The following is a 15,636-nucleotide window of genomic DNA, read 5'->3' on the forward strand; positions in this document are numbered from 1 at the left end:
CAGGTAGTTATGAAGGGTTTATAACGCCCGAAAGGCAGGCGGGCCCGTGGACCAAGTAGTTATGAAAGGGTTCATAACGCCTTAAAGGCAGTTGAACCCGTGGCTCAGGTAGTTATGAATGGTTTATAACACCCGAAAAGTAGTCGAACCTGTGGCTCAGGTAGTTATGGATGGTTTATAACGCCCGAAAGGTAGTCGAGCCCGTGGCTCAGGTAGTTATGGATGGTTTATAACGCCTGAAAGGCAGCTGAGCCTGAGGACTAGGTAGTTATGAAATTTGCACAACGCCCGAAGGAGCACGGAATTCGATGCCAGGGAGTTATAATATGTTCATAAAGCCCTAAGTAGACTAGGCTCAGATTCCAGGTAGTTATGAAAATACCAAATCAAAATAATTAGAAAGAAATCATAGCTCCCCGCTCATCAAACACGGAACTCGGATTCCAGGCGACTTCCCAGAGGTTATTTTCTGGATCGGCGAAATAGGCTGTCCGCCCGCCCCAAAAGGCATCGCTTGGTTCCCTTAAGATTCGGGCCCCTGCCCCGCGGATTTCCCCAATCACTTCATCTACCTGTTCCTTATGGTCCACATTAATCGCCAAGGTAACAGGTCGATAATGTTCAACAGAGCCTCCAAATTCAATCCCGGCATCCTTCGCCAGCTCCTCAATAGGAAACAGAGAAAGAAGTACCCCAGCCGTTTTAAAAACAGCATATTGGTCAGAACTGAACTCAGTTTCCTCCCAGCCCAAAGACTTATAAAAGGCACGCAGCGCAGGCAGATTATAGGCACCAATGGTAACCAGGCTTACTCGTTGTGGAATCATCAATAAAACCTCCAAAAAATGTTTATTACTTATTTTTTCTCTAAACGTTCAAAAAACTCCTTCTCATACCAATTTCAATTCGTTTATCCATGATAAGAAATGGTAAGATTGAAAGAAAAGCGGGAAAAAGTGAGGGGCTAACTATGACCATTTATATTGCTCTGTTAAGAGGCATAAATGTTGGCGGGCACAATATTATCAAAATGGCAGACTTAAAAAGTCTATTGGAAGAGCTAGGGCTAAAAAAGGTCAAAACCTATATTCAAAGTGGGAACGTCCTATTTGAATCAAACGAGAAGCCGGAAAAGCTTACCAAACTTTTGGAAGATGAAATCGCCAAGAAATTTGGATTTCCGGTTCCGGTTGTTTTAAGGACAGCAGAGGATTTTGAACGAATCATCCGGACATGCCCATTCCCGACGGAGTCATTAAAAGAAGACGAAAGTGTACAGGTAGCTTTTTTGGCAGGGGAACCGTCACAGGAAGGAATCCAACAATTAGCCTCCATCCAAAGTAATCAGGATGAATTTAGAATAGAGGGAAAAGATGTCTATTTGTATCTCCGCCAAAGTATTCGGACCTCCAAGCTGGCACAACAGCTTCCGAAGTTAGGTGTTCCTGCGACCGTGAGGAACTGGAAGACGGTAGTTAAACTCGATTCTCTGGCAAAAGCATAAAGGTTGAGAACATTGGTGTTTTTTGTGGCTGGAACAGTATTCTTTTCAATGTGTTCAGTCGTATATTAAGGCTATATGAGCTCGAACCGCTGAACCCATAAGAGTTCGGTCGCATATAAAAGCTATATGAGCCCAAACCAACGAGATCCATAAGAGTAGGGTAGCATATAAAGGCTATATGGGCCCGAACCGACGAACCCCATAAGAGTTGAGTAGCATATAAAAGCTATATGAACCCGAACCGATGAACACTAGAAGAGTTAAGTAGCATATAAAGGCCATATGAACCCGAACCACTGAACCTCAGAAGAATTGAGTAGTATATAAAGGCTAAATTTAACCGAACTCGGTTAGTTTTTCTATTTTTAGGGAGGAAAATGCGATAAGCTACACTAGAAAATGCAAAAAAAACGCTCGGATCAAATATTCCGAGCGTTTCCCTCATAAATCTATTCCTGTTTCAACAACCGTACGCTTTCGTCAAACTCTTTCTCAACTACATCATTTTTCTTATATGTGATCATGCTGATAACAACAGATACGACAAGGTTGAAAACAAAGCCTGGGACAATTTCGTACAGCGTATCGCCAAGTCCGATATTTTTCCAAACGATAACTGTGATAGCCCCTACAATCATTCCAAACAGGGCGCCCCAGTTCGTCATCTTTTTCCAGAACAAGCTTAATAGGATGACCGGACCAAACGCAGCACCGAAGCCTGCCCATGCATAAGCAACAAGGTCAAGGATTGTGCTGTTTTGCTTAAAGGCAAGTGCAGAGGCAACAACAGCTACGATAAGTACTGCCATTCTCCCTAAGAAAACTAAGTGTTTATCAGATGCCTTTTTGTTCACGACTACTTTGTACAAATCCTCAACCAGCGCACTGGAAGTAACGATCAACTGAGAAGAAATTGTACTCATAATCGCTGCCAGAATCGCGGCTAAGGCAAAGCCGGCAAATAACGGATGGAAGAAAATCTGGCTTAGTGAAATAAAGACAGCTTCCGGATTTTTTAACACCTGCTCAGTATGCTCATGAAAATAAGCAAGTCCAATGAATCCGGTAAAAATTGTTCCAATCAACGAGATAATCATCCAGCTCATACCAATGCGGCGGGCACTTTTTGTTTCTTTAACTGTTTTAATGGCCATAAAGCGGACAATGATATGCGGCTGGCCAAAGTAGCCAAGTCCCCAAGCCATTGCTGAAATAATTCCAAGAGTAGTAGTTCCTTTAAAGAAGTCAAGTAAGGTCGGATCGATGGCGCGAATCGTATCAAACGTTTCTGCTGGGCCGCCTGTTTTAAAAATCCCAAGTGCTGGAACAAGAAGTAAAGCAATCAACATCATTAAGCCTTGAATGAAGTCAGTATAGCTTACGGCTAAGAATCCGCCAAACAAGGTGTAGGCCACAACAACGCCGCCAACAATATAAAGTCCGGTATGATAGCTTGTACCGAAGGAATTTTCAAAAAAGACTGCTCCAGAAACCATCCCTGATGAAACATAGAAAGTAAAGAAAATAAGAATGACAATACCAGATACAATACGGAGCAATTTCGTGTTGTCTTTAAAGCGGTTTTCTAGATAACTAGGAATTGTGATGGAGTCATTTGCTACTTGCGTGTAAGAGCGAAGGCGCGGTGCAACTAATAACCAGTTCAGGTAAGCACCAATTGTTAAACCGACAGCAATCCAGGCATCGGCTAAACCGGTTACATAAATTCCCCCAGGCAGTCCCATTAAGAGCCATCCGCTCATGTCGGCAGCACCGGCACTTAAAGCGGTTACAGCAGGACCCAAAGAACGTCCTCCGAGCATGTAATCAGTTAGGTTACTTGTTTTTCGATAGGAATACCAGCCAATAAACAGCATCGCGGCCAAGTAAATTCCAATCGAAACAAGTTGTAAAGTTTCATTGGTCATACATTTACCCCCTTTTTTTAAAAACAGAAAATATTTAGAATAATATTTTCTGCAGTATTTATATTTTATCTGTTTGCTGTATAAAATTCCACTACCAAAATATTGATTTACTAAAATAATTATTAATATTTTTAGAATAATATGATAACCAGCTGTAAGCGGTGTTTTAGTAATTCATATTTAAAATGTTTATCATAAAAGGAAAAAGAAGCGTTGGGAAATGATGAATTTAAATGAATGGTTCGAAAAAGGAATGACGGCCAATGAGTACATTGGCGCGATGACTCGAAATAAGGAACAAATGCTTTCAATCTATGAGAAGTTTGCTTTAAAAAAAGAGGATACAGCCAGGCTGGAAACGCTAAAGCCTCGGAAGTTGAGGGCGATTGTTTTGACAGAGGATTGGTGCGGGGATGCGCTGCTGAATAATCCGGTATTGCTGCGAATTGCCGAGGCAGCGGACATGGACGTACGGATGGTCCTGCGCGATCAAAATCTGGAATTGATGGACCAATACTTGACCAATGGTACATCAAGGGCGATTCCAATCTTTATTTTTATCGACCAAGAAGGAACTGAAATCGGAGTCTGGGGTCCGCGCGCACCGGAAGTGCAGGCGAGGGTGGAAAGAGAACGTGCTGCCCTGCCGGACAAGGATGCAGAGGATTTTCAGGAAAAACAGCTTGCTATGTATAAGCAACTAGCTGCCTCTTATCAAACGGATGCCTCCATTTGGCAGACGGTTGCAAACAGCATCATGGCTGTTTTATTAAAGTAATATGAAGGGCCCCGGCGACAAATACAGTTGATTCGGGGCCCTTTTTTTAAAATTTAATTCCGCTATTTTTAGGAGGAATCCGGTCTTTGCTTAAATTTTTGTCATTGATTTTTGGCTCAATCCCTAGAATGAAGTTTCTAATATTAGAACGGTGCAGAAAGATTAAAAAGAAGAAGAATAGGAGAAATATCAGTTCAAAATCCAGTTTCGGCGACATTAGATCAACGACCAGCAGGCTGAGACCGACAGATATAGAACCGAAAAATACATACTTGGTCAAAAAAATAACGGCAAAGAAAGTAATGTAAGCTATTGCGAGCAATGGAAGATTGGCAACCAACAAAGCGCCAGCGGTTGTGGCAATGGCTTTGCCGCCGCGAAAGCCGGCAAAGATGGGAAAGCAATGGCCAACTACTGCTGCGAGACCAAAGTAAAGCGGTTCTGCATCAAGCTGGAAAAAGTACGGGAGTGCCGCAGCCAATGCTCCTTTGGCTAGGTCGATCACCAGCACAAAGGCGGCGGACTTTTTGCCTAAAACTCTCAGCGTATTGGTAGCGCCGGGGTTTTTACTGCCGTGGTCACGGATATCAATACCGTAGACCAGTCTTCCTATAATCAATGCAGTTGGAATGCTTCCGATAATATAGGAAGCTAGCAGCAGCCACCAGAACATTAAATCATTCCCTTATAATAGAATTTTCTTTTATTCTATCATAAATAAATGGAATTATTTTGATTAATTTTCACGAATTGGAAACTATACGATATATGAAAGAGTTCGGGTCAGTGTCCGTACGTTTTTTATTTTTAAATTTAGTCCGCTTATTTTTTGCAAAAAAATAAAACAAAGGTATTATAGTAAAGGGACGTTTTTGCCTAAAAATAGGATGTAAGGCATAATTGTAACGCATTACAATAATTGGTAGAATATAGAAATAACAAGCCGATATTAAAATTAGGATGATGATGGATGAAAAGAGCAAGACTGATTTATAATCCTACTTCCGGACGTGAAATGATTAAACGTCATTTACCGGAAATCCTTGAAAAATTAGAACTCGCCGGATATGAAGCATCTTGCCACGCGACAATAGGTGCGGGCGATGCGACAAAGGCGGCGCGAATTGCTGTGGAACGTCAGTACGATGTGGTCATTGCTGCTGGCGGTGACGGAACAATTAATGAAGTGGTTAATGGTATTGCTGAGCAAGACTACCGTCCGAGACTAGGGATTATTCCTGCCGGTACGACCAATGATTTTGCCAGGGCTCTGCATATACCGCGTGATATTACGGCAGCAGTTGATATTATCACACGCGGGGAACTCATTCCTGTTGATATTGGCCGGATTAATGATAAATATTTTATTAATATTGGCGGCGGGGGCAGGATTACCGAATTAACCTATGAGGTACCCAGCAAGTTAAAAACAATGCTCGGTCAGCTTGCCTACTACTTAAAAGGAATGGAAATGCTGCCGTCAATTAAGGCTTCCCATCTCAGGATTGAATATGATGGAAAAATATTCGAAGGGGAAGCGATGATGTTTCTTATTGGGTTGACCAATTCCATTGGTGGATTTGAAAGGTTAGCTCCAGATGCATCAATTAACGACGGATTATTTTCACTGCTGATTTTGAAAAAAGTAAATTTGGCTGAATTTATTAGGGTTGCAACGCTAGCTGTTCGCGGTGAGCATGTCAATGACCCAAACGTCCTTTATACCAAAGCAAACCGAGTGAAAGTGTACTCAGATGAAAAGGTGCAGTTAAATTTAGACGGAGAATTTGGCGGCTTGCTGCCGGCCGAATTCGAAAACCTGTACCGCCATTTGGAAGTATTCGTCCGATTTGATGATATCCGTCCAAATGACCGGCCGACGGATTGGGTTCCGGGAAAGCGATATAGTTAGAGGAAAAATAAATACAATCGCAAAAGTTCGTTCCAGATGGAGCGGACTTTTTTATATGTTCTAAATTGTGTGAAAAGGTTTAAAAGACTGTGTATAATGAATTAAAGACATAAGTCATGACACGATTAAAGGGAGCGATTTCACATGGGTAAAAGGGCGTTAATAAATATTGATTATACGTTTGATTTTGTTGCCGATGCCGGGGCATTAACCTGTGGCGCACCAGGGCAGGCTATTGAGGGGAAGATTGTAGACCTGACAAAAGAGTTTATTGCAAGCGGCGACTATGTTGTTTTTGCGATTGATGTCCACGACCAAGGTGATGAATTTCATCCGGAAACAAAGCTATTTCCGCCGCATAACCTGCGCGGCACCTCCGGTAGGGATTTATTCGGGGCGCTGCAGGAAGTATATGAGGAAAATAAGGAACGGGAAAATGTCAAGTATATGGATAAAACCAGATACTCTGCCTTTGCTGGGACAGACCTTGAAATCAAGCTGCGCGAGCGCGAAATCACGGAGGTTCACCTAGTTGGTGTATGTACCGATATTTGTGTCCTCCATACCGCTGTTGACGCCTATAACAAAGGCTTTAAGATTGTTGTTTACAAGGATGCGGTTGCTTCTTTTAATCCGGCGGGGCATGAGTGGGCTCTCGGCCACTTCGAACAGTCGCTAGGCGTTGTGGTTAAATAGACTTATTAATGGTAATATGGGATATAATAGTAAAAAGCTGTATTAGTACCTCGGAGGTCAATTATGAAACACATTTATCATGATGATAGTTTAAGTCTGCATACAGATCTTTACCAGATTAATATGGCAGAGACGTATTGGAGGGACGGCATTCACAATAAACGGGCTGTCTTTGAATTGTTTTTCCGCAAGCAGCCGTTTGGTAATGGCTATGCCGTTTTTGCCGGTCTTGAAAAAGTCATCCAATTTATTCAAGGCTTTCGTTTTAGTGAGGAAGACCTCGAGTATTTGAAAAATGAAGTAGGCTACCAGGCTGATTTTTTAGACTATTTAAAAGGGATGAGTTTCACTGGAACCATTCGGTCCATGAAAGAAGGCGAACTAGTTTTTGCCAGTGAGCCAATTTTGCGAGTGGAAGCACCACTTGCGGAGGCGCAGCTCATTGAAACAGCCTTGCTTAACATTGTGAACTATCAAACATTAATCGCCACGAAGGCATCAAGAATCAAGCAGGTTGTCGGCAATGAAGTAGCGATGGAGTTTGGGTCAAGACGGGCTCAGGAAATGGATGCCGCTATTTGGGGAACGAGAGCTGCATATCTAGGCGGCTTTGAAGCTACCAGCAATGTTAGAGCGGGGAAAATGTTCGGGATCCCTGTGGCTGGGACACATGCTCATTCCATGGTGCAAGCCTATAAGGATGAGTATCTTGCTTTTCATAAATATGCCGAGACCCATAAAGATTGTGTTTTTCTAGTGGATACGTATGATACGCTTCGCCTTGGCGTACCAAATGCCATCAAGGTGGCAAAGGAACTGGGGGACACGATTAATTTCATCGGCATTCGCCTTGACAGCGGGGACCTTGCTTATCTTTCCAAGGAAGCAAGGAAAATGTTGGATGAGGCAGGTTTTAAGGATGCAAAAATCTTTGCCTCGAGCGATTTGGACGAATATACGATTATTAACTTGAAGGCGCAAGGCGCGAGAATCGACAGCTGGGGAATTGGCACGAAATTGATCACTGCCTATGACCAGGCTGCGTTAGGTGCTGTTTATAAAATCGTCTCGATTGAAAACGATGCGGGTGAAATGGAGGATACGATTAAAATTTCTTCCAACCCTGAAAAGGTAACAACCCCGGGCCTGAAAAAGGTTTACCGGATTATCAATAATACAAACCATCATGCGGAAGGGGATTATATCGCGATGGAGGGTGAAAAGCTTCCGGAAAAGAAGCTGCGCATGTTCCATCCGACCCATACGTATCTAAATAAGGTGGTCACGAATTTTACAGCAAAAGAACTTCATGAGGATATTTTTGTAAACGGGGAGTATGTTTATGAAATTCCTTGTTTGGAGGAATCCCGGGATTATTTAAAACAAAATTTGGCTGCTCTTTGGGATGAATACAAGCGGATGCTGAATCCAGAGCATTATCCAGTGGACTTAAGCCAAAAATGCTGGGATAACAAAATGAGAAATATCGAAGAAGTGAAAGATAAAGTAGAAGCGATGAAAGAAGAAGAATAACAAAAAGGCTGCCCCCGAGGTTCATCCTGATTGAGGGGGCAGCCTTATTTTTATTTTTACTTTTGTTTAAAGAAGTCGATAAAGGCATGGTAAATTTCGATGCCTTGGAAGGTCAGAAGTCCAGCTGCTGTTAAGGAAAAGTAACCAATCATTAATAGTCGGAACCACATTGCCATTTATATTTCCTCCCTTATTTTTAAATTTATTTAAAAAAGGGAGGCTTTAATCACATAGTTAGCTTGATAAAAAATGGGGATAAGAAAACTTTGCCTTCTTCTGAAGTTGGTCTGAAAAAATTGGAGAGGTATTGCTGCGAAAGGCATAATGGATGTAAGCAGGAAAAATAGATGCAGGTCAAATGGCTGTTTTTTCTCATCGTTCCATTGATGCTTGGCTGTCCAATCATCTAATTGAATGATTGCCTTGCTTTCTGGATGGTGGTGGGGAGGCGAATTTGAAGAATGTAAAAAGGTGAAGGCCAGAAAGGCAAGGAACATGATGATTGAGAAGCCTTTTATCATCTTCATCGCGATCCACTCCTTCCAAAAGGGATAATTTAATCATATACACTATCATTATATTTTAAAACAAAAATATTCTGACAATTTTTGTGCCTATTTTACAATATTATTTTTTCAAGGACAAATTCGCATCCAAATCAGATGAAAATGTCCTTGATAAGCTGGAAAAGGGTCTTTTCGCATTTGATACTGCTTTATGATAAAATTTTGCTAGTAAATAGAGACGTAAAGGAAGAAGCAAATGAACAGAGCATTGCCAGTCAATAAAAATGATTATATAGATGTTGTATTTGAAGATTTAACTCATGACGGGGCAGGGGTGGCGAAGGTGGAAGGCTATCCGCTGTTCGTGCCCAACGGCCTGCCGGGGGAAAAGGCGAAAGTCAAAATCATCAAGGTTAATAAAAGCTATGGGATTGGGCGGTTAATTGAGCTTTACGAACAAAGTCCGTATCGGGTGGATATCCCTGACAGTGAGAAAACGAAATACGGAGGCTGTCAGCTTGAGCATATCAGCTACGAGGGGCAGCTAAAGTACAAGGAAAATCAAGTCAGGCAGGTACTCACACGGATTGGTAAATTGGAGGATGTGACAGTTCACCCGATTTTAGGAATGGACAACCCTTTGTCTTACCGAAACAAAGCCCAGGTGCCTGTCGGTGAAAAGGACGGAAAGTTGGTTGCCGGCTTTTTTAAGCAAAGAAGCCATGAAATCGTCGATATGGATGAAAGTGTCATCCAGTTGCCTGAAGTAAATGAAGCTATCCAGACGGCCAAGGAAATCTGCAGACGGCTCGGGATTCCGGCTTATAACGAGGAAACGCATAAAGGTGTTTTAAGGCATATTATGGCCCGGTATGGAAAACAAACCGGAGAACTCATGGTCGTGCTGATTACCAGAACACCGGAAATCCCGCATAAAAAGGAGTTAATTGAAGAAATCATCGCCCGTCTTCCGAAAGTAAAGTCGATTGTCCATAACGTGAATTCGAAGCGGACAAATGTCATCCTGGGTGAGAAAACCAACCTTTTATGGGGCAGTGAAGTGATCTATGATTATATTGGCGATGTGAAATTCGCAATCTCAGCGTTATCCTTTTATCAGGTTAATCCTGTTCAAACGAAGGTGCTTTACGATAAAGCTTTGGAATATGCGGATTTAGACGGTGAGGAAAGTGTCATTGATGCGTATTGCGGAATTGGTACCATCTCTTTATTTTTGGCACAAAAGGCCCGGAAGGTTTTTGGTGTCGAAGTGGTTCCGGAAGCGATTGAAGATGCGCGCAGGAATGCGGCATTGAACGGAATGACTAATGCTGAATTCGCAGTCGGGGAAGCCGAGGTTGTTATCCCAAAATGGTACAAGGAAGGCAATAAAGCGGATGTGCTGGTCGTGGACCCGCCGCGCAAAGGCTGTGACGAGGCCCTCCTTCAAACCATCATCGACATGAAACCGAGAAAAGTAGTGTACGTCTCCTGTAACCCGGCAACATTGGCAAGGGATTTACGGATATTAGAGGACGGCGGCTACAAAACACTGGAAGTCCAGCCGGTTGATATGTTTCCGATGACAACTCACGTAGAATGCGTGGCGCAACTAATTTTAAAGTGTGACACCGTAAAATAAAAGCTACACGTTATAATAAACTCGCTACCACCTGCAACCGCCAGTGAAAATAAAGTCTGTACCGAAAAGCATGAGCAAACAGCCCGTCAGGGCTGTCCTATCAACATTCGAGAAAAAAGTCAGAAGGAAAATCTTTATTTTAACTCGATAAAAAACGTGAAAAAAAGCGTGAAAAAATCCCGAAAAACTGATGGTTTTTGAAGAGAAAAAGGGTGAAAAGCGGGAGAAAAGGAAAGACTTTATTTTAACAGCAAACGGTGGAATGCGGGTTTGAGTGGGGGAAAAATGTAGGGTGTATTTTTTAACGGCACATAGTAGTAAACAAAAATAGAAGAAAAAATTAAGATTTTTTTCTTTTTTGTTAAGGTATAAGGATTGAAAAATATCTCTGTTGATATGCGATGAAACTTTTGAAAGAGAATTACTGTAGTATTTTGGTTTAATGAGTGTTTTGTCTTGTTGTCTCACCATAATAATACCGCTTCTTACACAATTACAACGTACCTAAAATAAACAGAACATTTCAGAACCGAAGGTTTACTGATCCGATTCAGCAGACCTTCGGTCTTTTTATGCCCGAAAAAAGAAGGGGGGAAAAGGCGAGAAAAGCATGAGAGAAAGCATGAGTAAAAGTGGGAAAGAAAGCGGGAACGTTATTATTATTTAACGTGATTTGAGAAAGGGTGAGCAAAGGGCGTTAGCCTCAGAGTGAGAAGAGATTGAGGGGTGAAGGAGGGAGGAAGGGAGTGGGAAGGGTTATTTTAATTTGGGGACATAGTAGAGTATAAGGGTTAAGGATTTTAAATGAAAGTGAGTTTTATAGGAAAAGAAAAGTAGGCAAGAGAATTGGCATACCTACTTTGTTGCAGGATATGGCAAGAATACAAAATCTAAAAACGATCAGAACTCCCTTTACAAGTATCACAATTGTATATTCAACAAGGAAGGTTAAAGATACTTACTGATTAATGAGTTTGAAAACTTAAGACATCAGTATATATTCCTTGGGGAACATTTCAATGTTTCGTTTAAAAAGATTTTGGAAGAGAAAATTCCTCTAATAACCCAATTGGGCCACAGGTAGTGGTATTCTTGAATTAATGAAATGTTAAGATACATGGAGAAAAAGATGAAGAATACAAGAGGGTTCATTGCAAATGAACGACCAGATTTAATTGAAGAATGGCATCCATTAGAAAATAATGAGAACGCACCATTCAATGTAAGAGTTGGTTCAGATAAGAGAGTTGTTTGGAGTTGCAAAGAGTGTAAGCATGTTTGGGAAACGCAAGCTAAAAGTAGAGCAATAAAGAATACTGGATGTCCAAAATGCCATGAGAGATATAATGTTGGCTTTCCAGAACTCGCAATTTATTTTTATATTAAACAACTTTTTAGGGATACCAAGCTAAATGCTCCTATTAAGGAAATTGGTACGTATAAATCCGTAGATGTTTTCATCTCTTCACTGAATCTTGTCATTGAATATGATGGTGGACATACTCATAGGGAAAGAATAGTAATTGATAAGAACAAGAGCCAATTATTAATAGATAAGGGATATCGTCTAATAAGGGTTAGAGATAATGGACTACCGCCTCTTGATATTGAGGGAGTACAGGAATATCTATATGAACGCTCTTCTAATAAGACGATAGGTAGCATGATAAAACACCTATTATGTATAATTGACGAACAATTTATAGGATTTACAAATGATATTGATAGATTAATAAAGAAGGTCAATGTTGATATTGACAATATCCCTATTCTTGCTCAGATTCCCCCTATCATTGAAAAAGATAATCTATTAGAAAATTGTCCAGAAATAGAAGCAGTATGGGACTATGAGAAAAACTATCCTTTAAGACCTGAACATTTCAAGCGGTATTCCAATTTCAAGGCTTGGTTTATCTGTGAGGAAAACCACACTACGTTAGCCCAAATTGGTAGTAAAGCAAAAGGTCATGGATGTAAGGTTTGCGATGGTCAAGTAGCAACGGAAGAATATAACTTGGAACTATTATTCCCCCAAATTGCTAAAGAATGGAATTATGAAAAAAACGACAATACTTCACCTAATTCATATTTACCTTTTTCAAATCAACTTGTGTATTGGGATTGCCCAATATGTCAATCAACTTACGATAAGATGATTAATGAGCGTACTGGTGGAGGAGAGAACTGTCCTTATTGTGCAGGTAAAAGAATAAATGAAACGAATTGCCTTTCTACTACGCACCCGCAATTGGGGTTGGAATGGGATTACAAAAAGAATGGTGATTTAACACCAAATGATGTGACAAAAGGTTCTCATGATAAAGTTTGGTGGATTTGCGAGAGAAACCATAGCTACCCGTCTGTTGTTTACAGTCGAGTTGACGGAAAGAGTTGTCCTAAATGTTATGAACTTTATGGGCGTTATAAGCCTAAAAAAGCCAAAAGGGAAAACTCCTTGGCTGTTAAAAAAGCAGAAATAGCTAAACAATGGCATCCAATCAAAAATGGTGATATTACTCCTTATGAAGTAGGAGCATATGCGAGAGAAGAATATTGGTGGCAATGTGAGAATGGCCATGAATGGAAGAATGCACCTAATAGTAGAAGAAGTGTTAAGTGTAGATATTGTAAAATCTAATAAATTTACTAATTTTGATCATCGTCTTAAATAGATCAAATAGATGGAGTTATTTATGACAGAAAAATCTTTAAATGACCAGACACTAAGATTCATTATAGAATTTGAAAAAAGTATTCCATATGGCACTCGACTTGAAAACAAAAAGTTAGTTGAATTGTTTCGGCAATCATCGTTTTACAATAGAAAATTTGATACATATATTGTGAATGCGATAAATAAAGCAATTTGGTATGCAATAAAGAGGAGCGGAAACTGGTCTATGGAAAGAGGAGTATATATCAAAGGATATATTGCAGATCAGAATGTAGGAGAAGTGACTATAGAGAATACTCCAGATCCGAATAGAAATATTGTTAGTAAAGGATTTATTTCAGATTCGAATAGAGACATTTATATAAAGCACCTAAGTGTAAATTTATACAATGTCCTCATGTTGAAGAAACATATCGATGACGAAGTTTTAAAAGCGTACCACCTTAGTGCAAAAGGAATTGGTGACGATCTGTATTATCTTACTGAAAGTTACTATAGGCAATTGGGTGTTTTTAAGGGAAAACACAGTATGTCTGACTTTATCACTCCAAAAGCAAAGATGATTTTGGATACAGGACAAATTTCAAAGAAGCTCATGTATGAGCATATGGTTCCTAAGAATCTTTATATCGGGGAGATTGCACAAGCAACCAAGATGGGTGATCTTAGAGAAGAAAGAATTAATGAGCTACTATCAAATTATTACTATGTCTGTACTGTTACTATTGAAGAAGATAAAATTCTTCCTTCAATAAAAATGCATGAAGATTGGGATAGTAAAAATCCATTTCATAGGTATGAAAAAGCGGGGATAACCTTCTTCAGTAATGTGGAGAGATATGCTTAGATTGTGAAGTCATGAAAAAGAACCGAACTTGTACAGTCGGTTCTATTTATTTGTTTCATTGTTTATCAGGTTAATTATTGTTTTTTCAATTGGAATGAATACCTCATTTTCTTTACGAAGTGAATAGCCTGGATGATAAGTCCTGTATGTATGATATGGTAGGACAGGGTGAATTAAACGTATTAATTCGTTTTTCTTGAATCCATTAATTAACTCAAATTTCAGATGGTCTCCTAATACATAAGAATTAATGAATGTTTCTCTTAATCTATCATCATAATCAGGCCCCGTTAAAAAGATGACAATATCGGGATCTAAAGCCTTAATTTCCATAGGTAATACATTGTATTCCTTTTGTAGCAAATCCTCGACATCTTGTGGCAGTCTCTTTTGGTTTAAATCGAAACGTACCAATTCAGTATGTAGAAAACCATCATCAATACCATTCGCATCAATTGCTTGATAAAGTCTTCGCATCCCCTTCCAAAATGGAGTGTAATCCCATTTACGATGAAATCTGAGATCCTCATACATCCATTGAAGATAATTAATGATATCATCCCTATTTGATTCTTGATTTCCACCATGAAATGTTTCTAATGTTACACGAAAGGATTCCCAACCATTTGTTTCTTGACCAACAAAAAGAACCTTCTTCTTTGCTTTTTTGTAAGCAGGTAAGCATTTGATTAAGAAAGGATTAGATAAATGGGAGAAATCCTCATTGGACAAGTTAGGAACAGCTCTGATTAATCTTGACCAGCATTCCTTATAAGCATCTTGAAGTTTTAGATCGAATTCTGTCTCTTTTATAAATGAGTTAATACTTTCCAATTGCAACACCACCAATTATAGATACCACTTTTTACGATGTAGATTAAGATAAGTTTCAAATTTATTGATAGTACATGTTGAATAACCGATATTTATGTATCAAAATCTCTCTGTTGACGTAGATAAGCAGATGGAATATGATAAAAATATTAATAAATACAATAATTGGTTATAGGATGATTGCTATGGATATTACCATTGATTCGACAATTCTATATTCAAAATTTTTAACCGCTTAGTCCTTTGGGCTATGCGGTTTTTTGTTTTTTCTGATGTCGTTACTCTGACAACAGAGTAATAAGGGATTATTTTCAAATAAGTAGGGAATGAAAGAGGAACTGATAATTGGTGACAAAGATTATATGGAAATCCAAAAGATAATTAGAAATAAAGGAGGCGAAACAAAGTGAAGAATTTAGTTGAAAAGATTGGTTCTCATGTATATATGCGTTGGTTCTTTATTGAAAACATAATTAATTTATCTGCTTTAATCGTAGGGCTTATGATTGGTGCATTCCTAAAAATGCTATTTTTCTAAGCCCATTCTTTCAAGGAACCAAGTCAATGACAGAAATTAAATAGAGTAGGGGAGTCCAATCATGTTTTTAAACAAAAAAGTAGGAAGTGAAATCCATGGTAGCTTCAATGAAAAAACAAGAGATTGTGGTAAGAGTGTATGTTCAATCCTATGATAATGAAACTATTTTGCTAATGTGACAGGCTTTACCTTAAATCAGGCCAATAAACAGATTCACGTTAAAAGTGGTGTGCTAATAAAGAGC

15 protein-coding genes are annotated in these 15,636 nt (G+C 39.7%); 9 read left to right on the plus strand and 6 right to left on the minus strand.

What is annotated here, in order from left to right; all coding sequences use genetic code 11:
• Positions 1-395: 395 nt before the first annotated feature.
• Positions 396-827: a VOC family protein gene (locus KHB02_RS05925; protein WP_213147753.1), complete on the minus strand. Its 432-nt coding sequence runs from the start codon at positions 825-827 to the stop codon at positions 396-398.
• A gap of 143 nt (positions 828-970) precedes the next feature.
• On the opposite strand from KHB02_RS05925, the gene KHB02_RS05930 reads away from it, so the two are divergent.
• On the plus strand, positions 971-1,504 hold the full coding sequence (locus tag KHB02_RS05930; protein ID WP_213147752.1) for a DUF1697 domain-containing protein: 534 nt from the start codon (positions 971-973) through the stop codon (positions 1,502-1,504).
• A 449-nt stretch (positions 1,505-1,953) separates the two neighbouring features.
• Here the strand turns inward: KHB02_RS05930 and putP are convergent, their stop codons facing one another.
• Positions 1,954-3,432 (minus strand): sodium/proline symporter PutP, encoded by a 1,479-nt coding sequence (gene putP, locus KHB02_RS05935; protein WP_213147751.1) that lies wholly within the window; start codon positions 3,430-3,432, stop codon positions 1,954-1,956.
• A 223-nt stretch (positions 3,433-3,655) separates the two neighbouring features.
• On the opposite strand from putP, the gene KHB02_RS05940 reads away from it, so the two are divergent.
• Positions 3,656-4,210 carry a thioredoxin family protein gene (locus KHB02_RS05940; RefSeq protein ID WP_213147824.1) on the plus strand — a complete coding sequence of 185 codons (555 nt, stop codon included), beginning with the start codon at positions 3,656-3,658 and terminating at the stop codon, positions 4,208-4,210.
• A 46-nt stretch (positions 4,211-4,256) separates the two neighbouring features.
• Here KHB02_RS05940 and plsY read toward each other — a convergent pair whose 3' ends face one another.
• Positions 4,257-4,883, minus strand: a complete 627-nt coding sequence (plsY, locus tag KHB02_RS05945) for a glycerol-3-phosphate 1-O-acyltransferase PlsY (RefSeq protein ID WP_213147750.1) — start codon at positions 4,881-4,883, stop codon at positions 4,257-4,259.
• 297 nt (positions 4,884-5,180) lie between these two features.
• Here plsY and KHB02_RS05950 point away from each other — a divergent pair, with 297 nt between their 5' ends.
• The 3 genes from KHB02_RS05950 to KHB02_RS05960 all read left to right on the plus strand — a co-directional run bounded on the left by KHB02_RS05950 (position 5,181) and on the right by KHB02_RS05960 (position 8,351).
• Entirely contained in the window at positions 5,181-6,122 is a 942-nt protein-coding gene (locus tag KHB02_RS05950; RefSeq protein ID WP_213147749.1) for a diacylglycerol kinase, read from the plus strand.
• 144 nt (positions 6,123-6,266) lie between these two features.
• Complete coding sequence (locus KHB02_RS05955; RefSeq protein ID WP_213147748.1) at positions 6,267-6,818, plus strand: cysteine hydrolase family protein; 552 nt, start codon at positions 6,267-6,269, stop codon at positions 6,816-6,818.
• A gap of 63 nt (positions 6,819-6,881) precedes the next feature.
• Positions 6,882-8,351: a nicotinate phosphoribosyltransferase gene (locus tag KHB02_RS05960; RefSeq protein WP_213147747.1), complete on the plus strand. Its 1,470-nt coding sequence runs from the start codon at positions 6,882-6,884 to the stop codon at positions 8,349-8,351.
• A gap of 206 nt (positions 8,352-8,557) precedes the next feature.
• On the opposite strand, the gene KHB02_RS05965 is transcribed toward KHB02_RS05960, so the two are convergent.
• A complete protein-coding gene (locus KHB02_RS05965; RefSeq protein ID WP_213147746.1) occupies positions 8,558-8,878 on the minus strand; it encodes a hypothetical protein in 321 nt (106 codons plus the stop codon).
• 235 nt (positions 8,879-9,113) lie between these two features.
• On the opposite strand from KHB02_RS05965, the gene rlmD reads away from it, so the two are divergent.
• Entirely contained in the window at positions 9,114-10,499 is a 1,386-nt protein-coding gene (gene rlmD, locus KHB02_RS05970) for a 23S rRNA (uracil(1939)-C(5))-methyltransferase RlmD (protein ID WP_213147745.1), read from the plus strand.
• Between the two features lie 24 nt (positions 10,500-10,523).
• Here rlmD and KHB02_RS05975 read toward each other — a convergent pair whose 3' ends face one another.
• Entirely contained in the window at positions 10,524-10,970 is a 447-nt protein-coding gene (locus KHB02_RS05975) for a hypothetical protein (protein WP_213147744.1), read from the minus strand.
• A gap of 658 nt (positions 10,971-11,628) precedes the next feature.
• Between KHB02_RS05975 and KHB02_RS05980 the strand changes: the two genes are divergently transcribed.
• Together KHB02_RS05980 and KHB02_RS05985 are read left to right on the plus strand one after the other, a co-directional pair.
• Complete coding sequence (locus KHB02_RS05980; RefSeq protein WP_213147743.1) at positions 11,629-13,137, plus strand: zinc-ribbon domain-containing protein; 1,509 nt, start codon at positions 11,629-11,631, stop codon at positions 13,135-13,137.
• 55 nt (positions 13,138-13,192) lie between these two features.
• On the plus strand, positions 13,193-14,020 hold the full coding sequence (locus KHB02_RS05985; RefSeq protein ID WP_213147742.1) for a hypothetical protein: 828 nt from the start codon (positions 13,193-13,195) through the stop codon (positions 14,018-14,020).
• A 42-nt stretch (positions 14,021-14,062) separates the two neighbouring features.
• Here KHB02_RS05985 and KHB02_RS05990 read toward each other — a convergent pair whose 3' ends face one another.
• The gene (locus KHB02_RS05990) at positions 14,063-14,854 is read right to left on the minus strand and encodes a hypothetical protein (RefSeq protein WP_213147741.1); all 792 of its coding nucleotides are present in this window, start codon (positions 14,852-14,854) and stop codon (positions 14,063-14,065) included.
• A 406-nt stretch (positions 14,855-15,260) separates the two neighbouring features.
• Between KHB02_RS05990 and KHB02_RS29740 the strand changes: the two genes are divergently transcribed.
• Positions 15,261-15,392 (plus strand): hypothetical protein, encoded by a 132-nt coding sequence (locus KHB02_RS29740; protein WP_277398176.1) that lies wholly within the window; start codon positions 15,261-15,263, stop codon positions 15,390-15,392.
• The last annotated feature ends 244 nt before the right edge of the window (positions 15,393-15,636 follow it).

It is taken from the genome of Neobacillus citreus (genome assembly GCF_018343545.2).
Lineage (GTDB): Bacteria > Bacillota > Bacilli > Bacillales > Cytobacillaceae > Neobacillus > Neobacillus citreus.

Excerpts from the sequence above, each read along its gene's own strand:
- KHB02_RS05980 (WP_213147743.1), top strand. The coding sequence starts at position 11,629 with ATGAAGAATACAAGAGGGTTCATTGCAAATGAACGACCAGATTTAATT.
- KHB02_RS05955 (WP_213147748.1), top strand. The coding sequence starts at position 6,267 with ATGGGTAAAAGGGCGTTAATAAATATTGATTATACGTTTGATTTTGTT.
- KHB02_RS05930 (WP_213147752.1), top strand. The coding sequence starts at position 971 with ATGACCATTTATATTGCTCTGTTAAGAGGCATAAATGTTGGCGGGCAC.
- KHB02_RS05965 (WP_213147746.1), bottom strand. The coding sequence starts at position 8,878 with ATGAAGATGATAAAAGGCTTCTCAATCATCATGTTCCTTGCCTTTCTG.
- putP (WP_213147751.1), bottom strand. The coding sequence starts at position 3,432 with ATGACCAATGAAACTTTACAACTTGTTTCGATTGGAATTTACTTGGCC.
- KHB02_RS05960 (WP_213147747.1), top strand. The coding sequence starts at position 6,882 with ATGAAACACATTTATCATGATGATAGTTTAAGTCTGCATACAGATCTT.
- KHB02_RS05975 (WP_213147744.1), bottom strand. The coding sequence starts at position 10,970 with ATGGTGAGACAACAAGACAAAACACTCATTAAACCAAAATACTACAGT.
- plsY (WP_213147750.1), bottom strand. The coding sequence starts at position 4,883 with ATGTTCTGGTGGCTGCTGCTAGCTTCCTATATTATCGGAAGCATTCCA.
- rlmD (WP_213147745.1), top strand. The coding sequence starts at position 9,114 with ATGAACAGAGCATTGCCAGTCAATAAAAATGATTATATAGATGTTGTA.
- KHB02_RS05950 (WP_213147749.1), top strand. The coding sequence starts at position 5,181 with ATGAAAAGAGCAAGACTGATTTATAATCCTACTTCCGGACGTGAAATG.
- KHB02_RS05985 (WP_213147742.1), top strand. The coding sequence starts at position 13,193 with ATGACAGAAAAATCTTTAAATGACCAGACACTAAGATTCATTATAGAA.
- KHB02_RS05940 (WP_213147824.1), top strand. The coding sequence starts at position 3,656 with ATGAATTTAAATGAATGGTTCGAAAAAGGAATGACGGCCAATGAGTAC.
- KHB02_RS05925 (WP_213147753.1), bottom strand. The coding sequence starts at position 827 with ATGATTCCACAACGAGTAAGCCTGGTTACCATTGGTGCCTATAATCTG.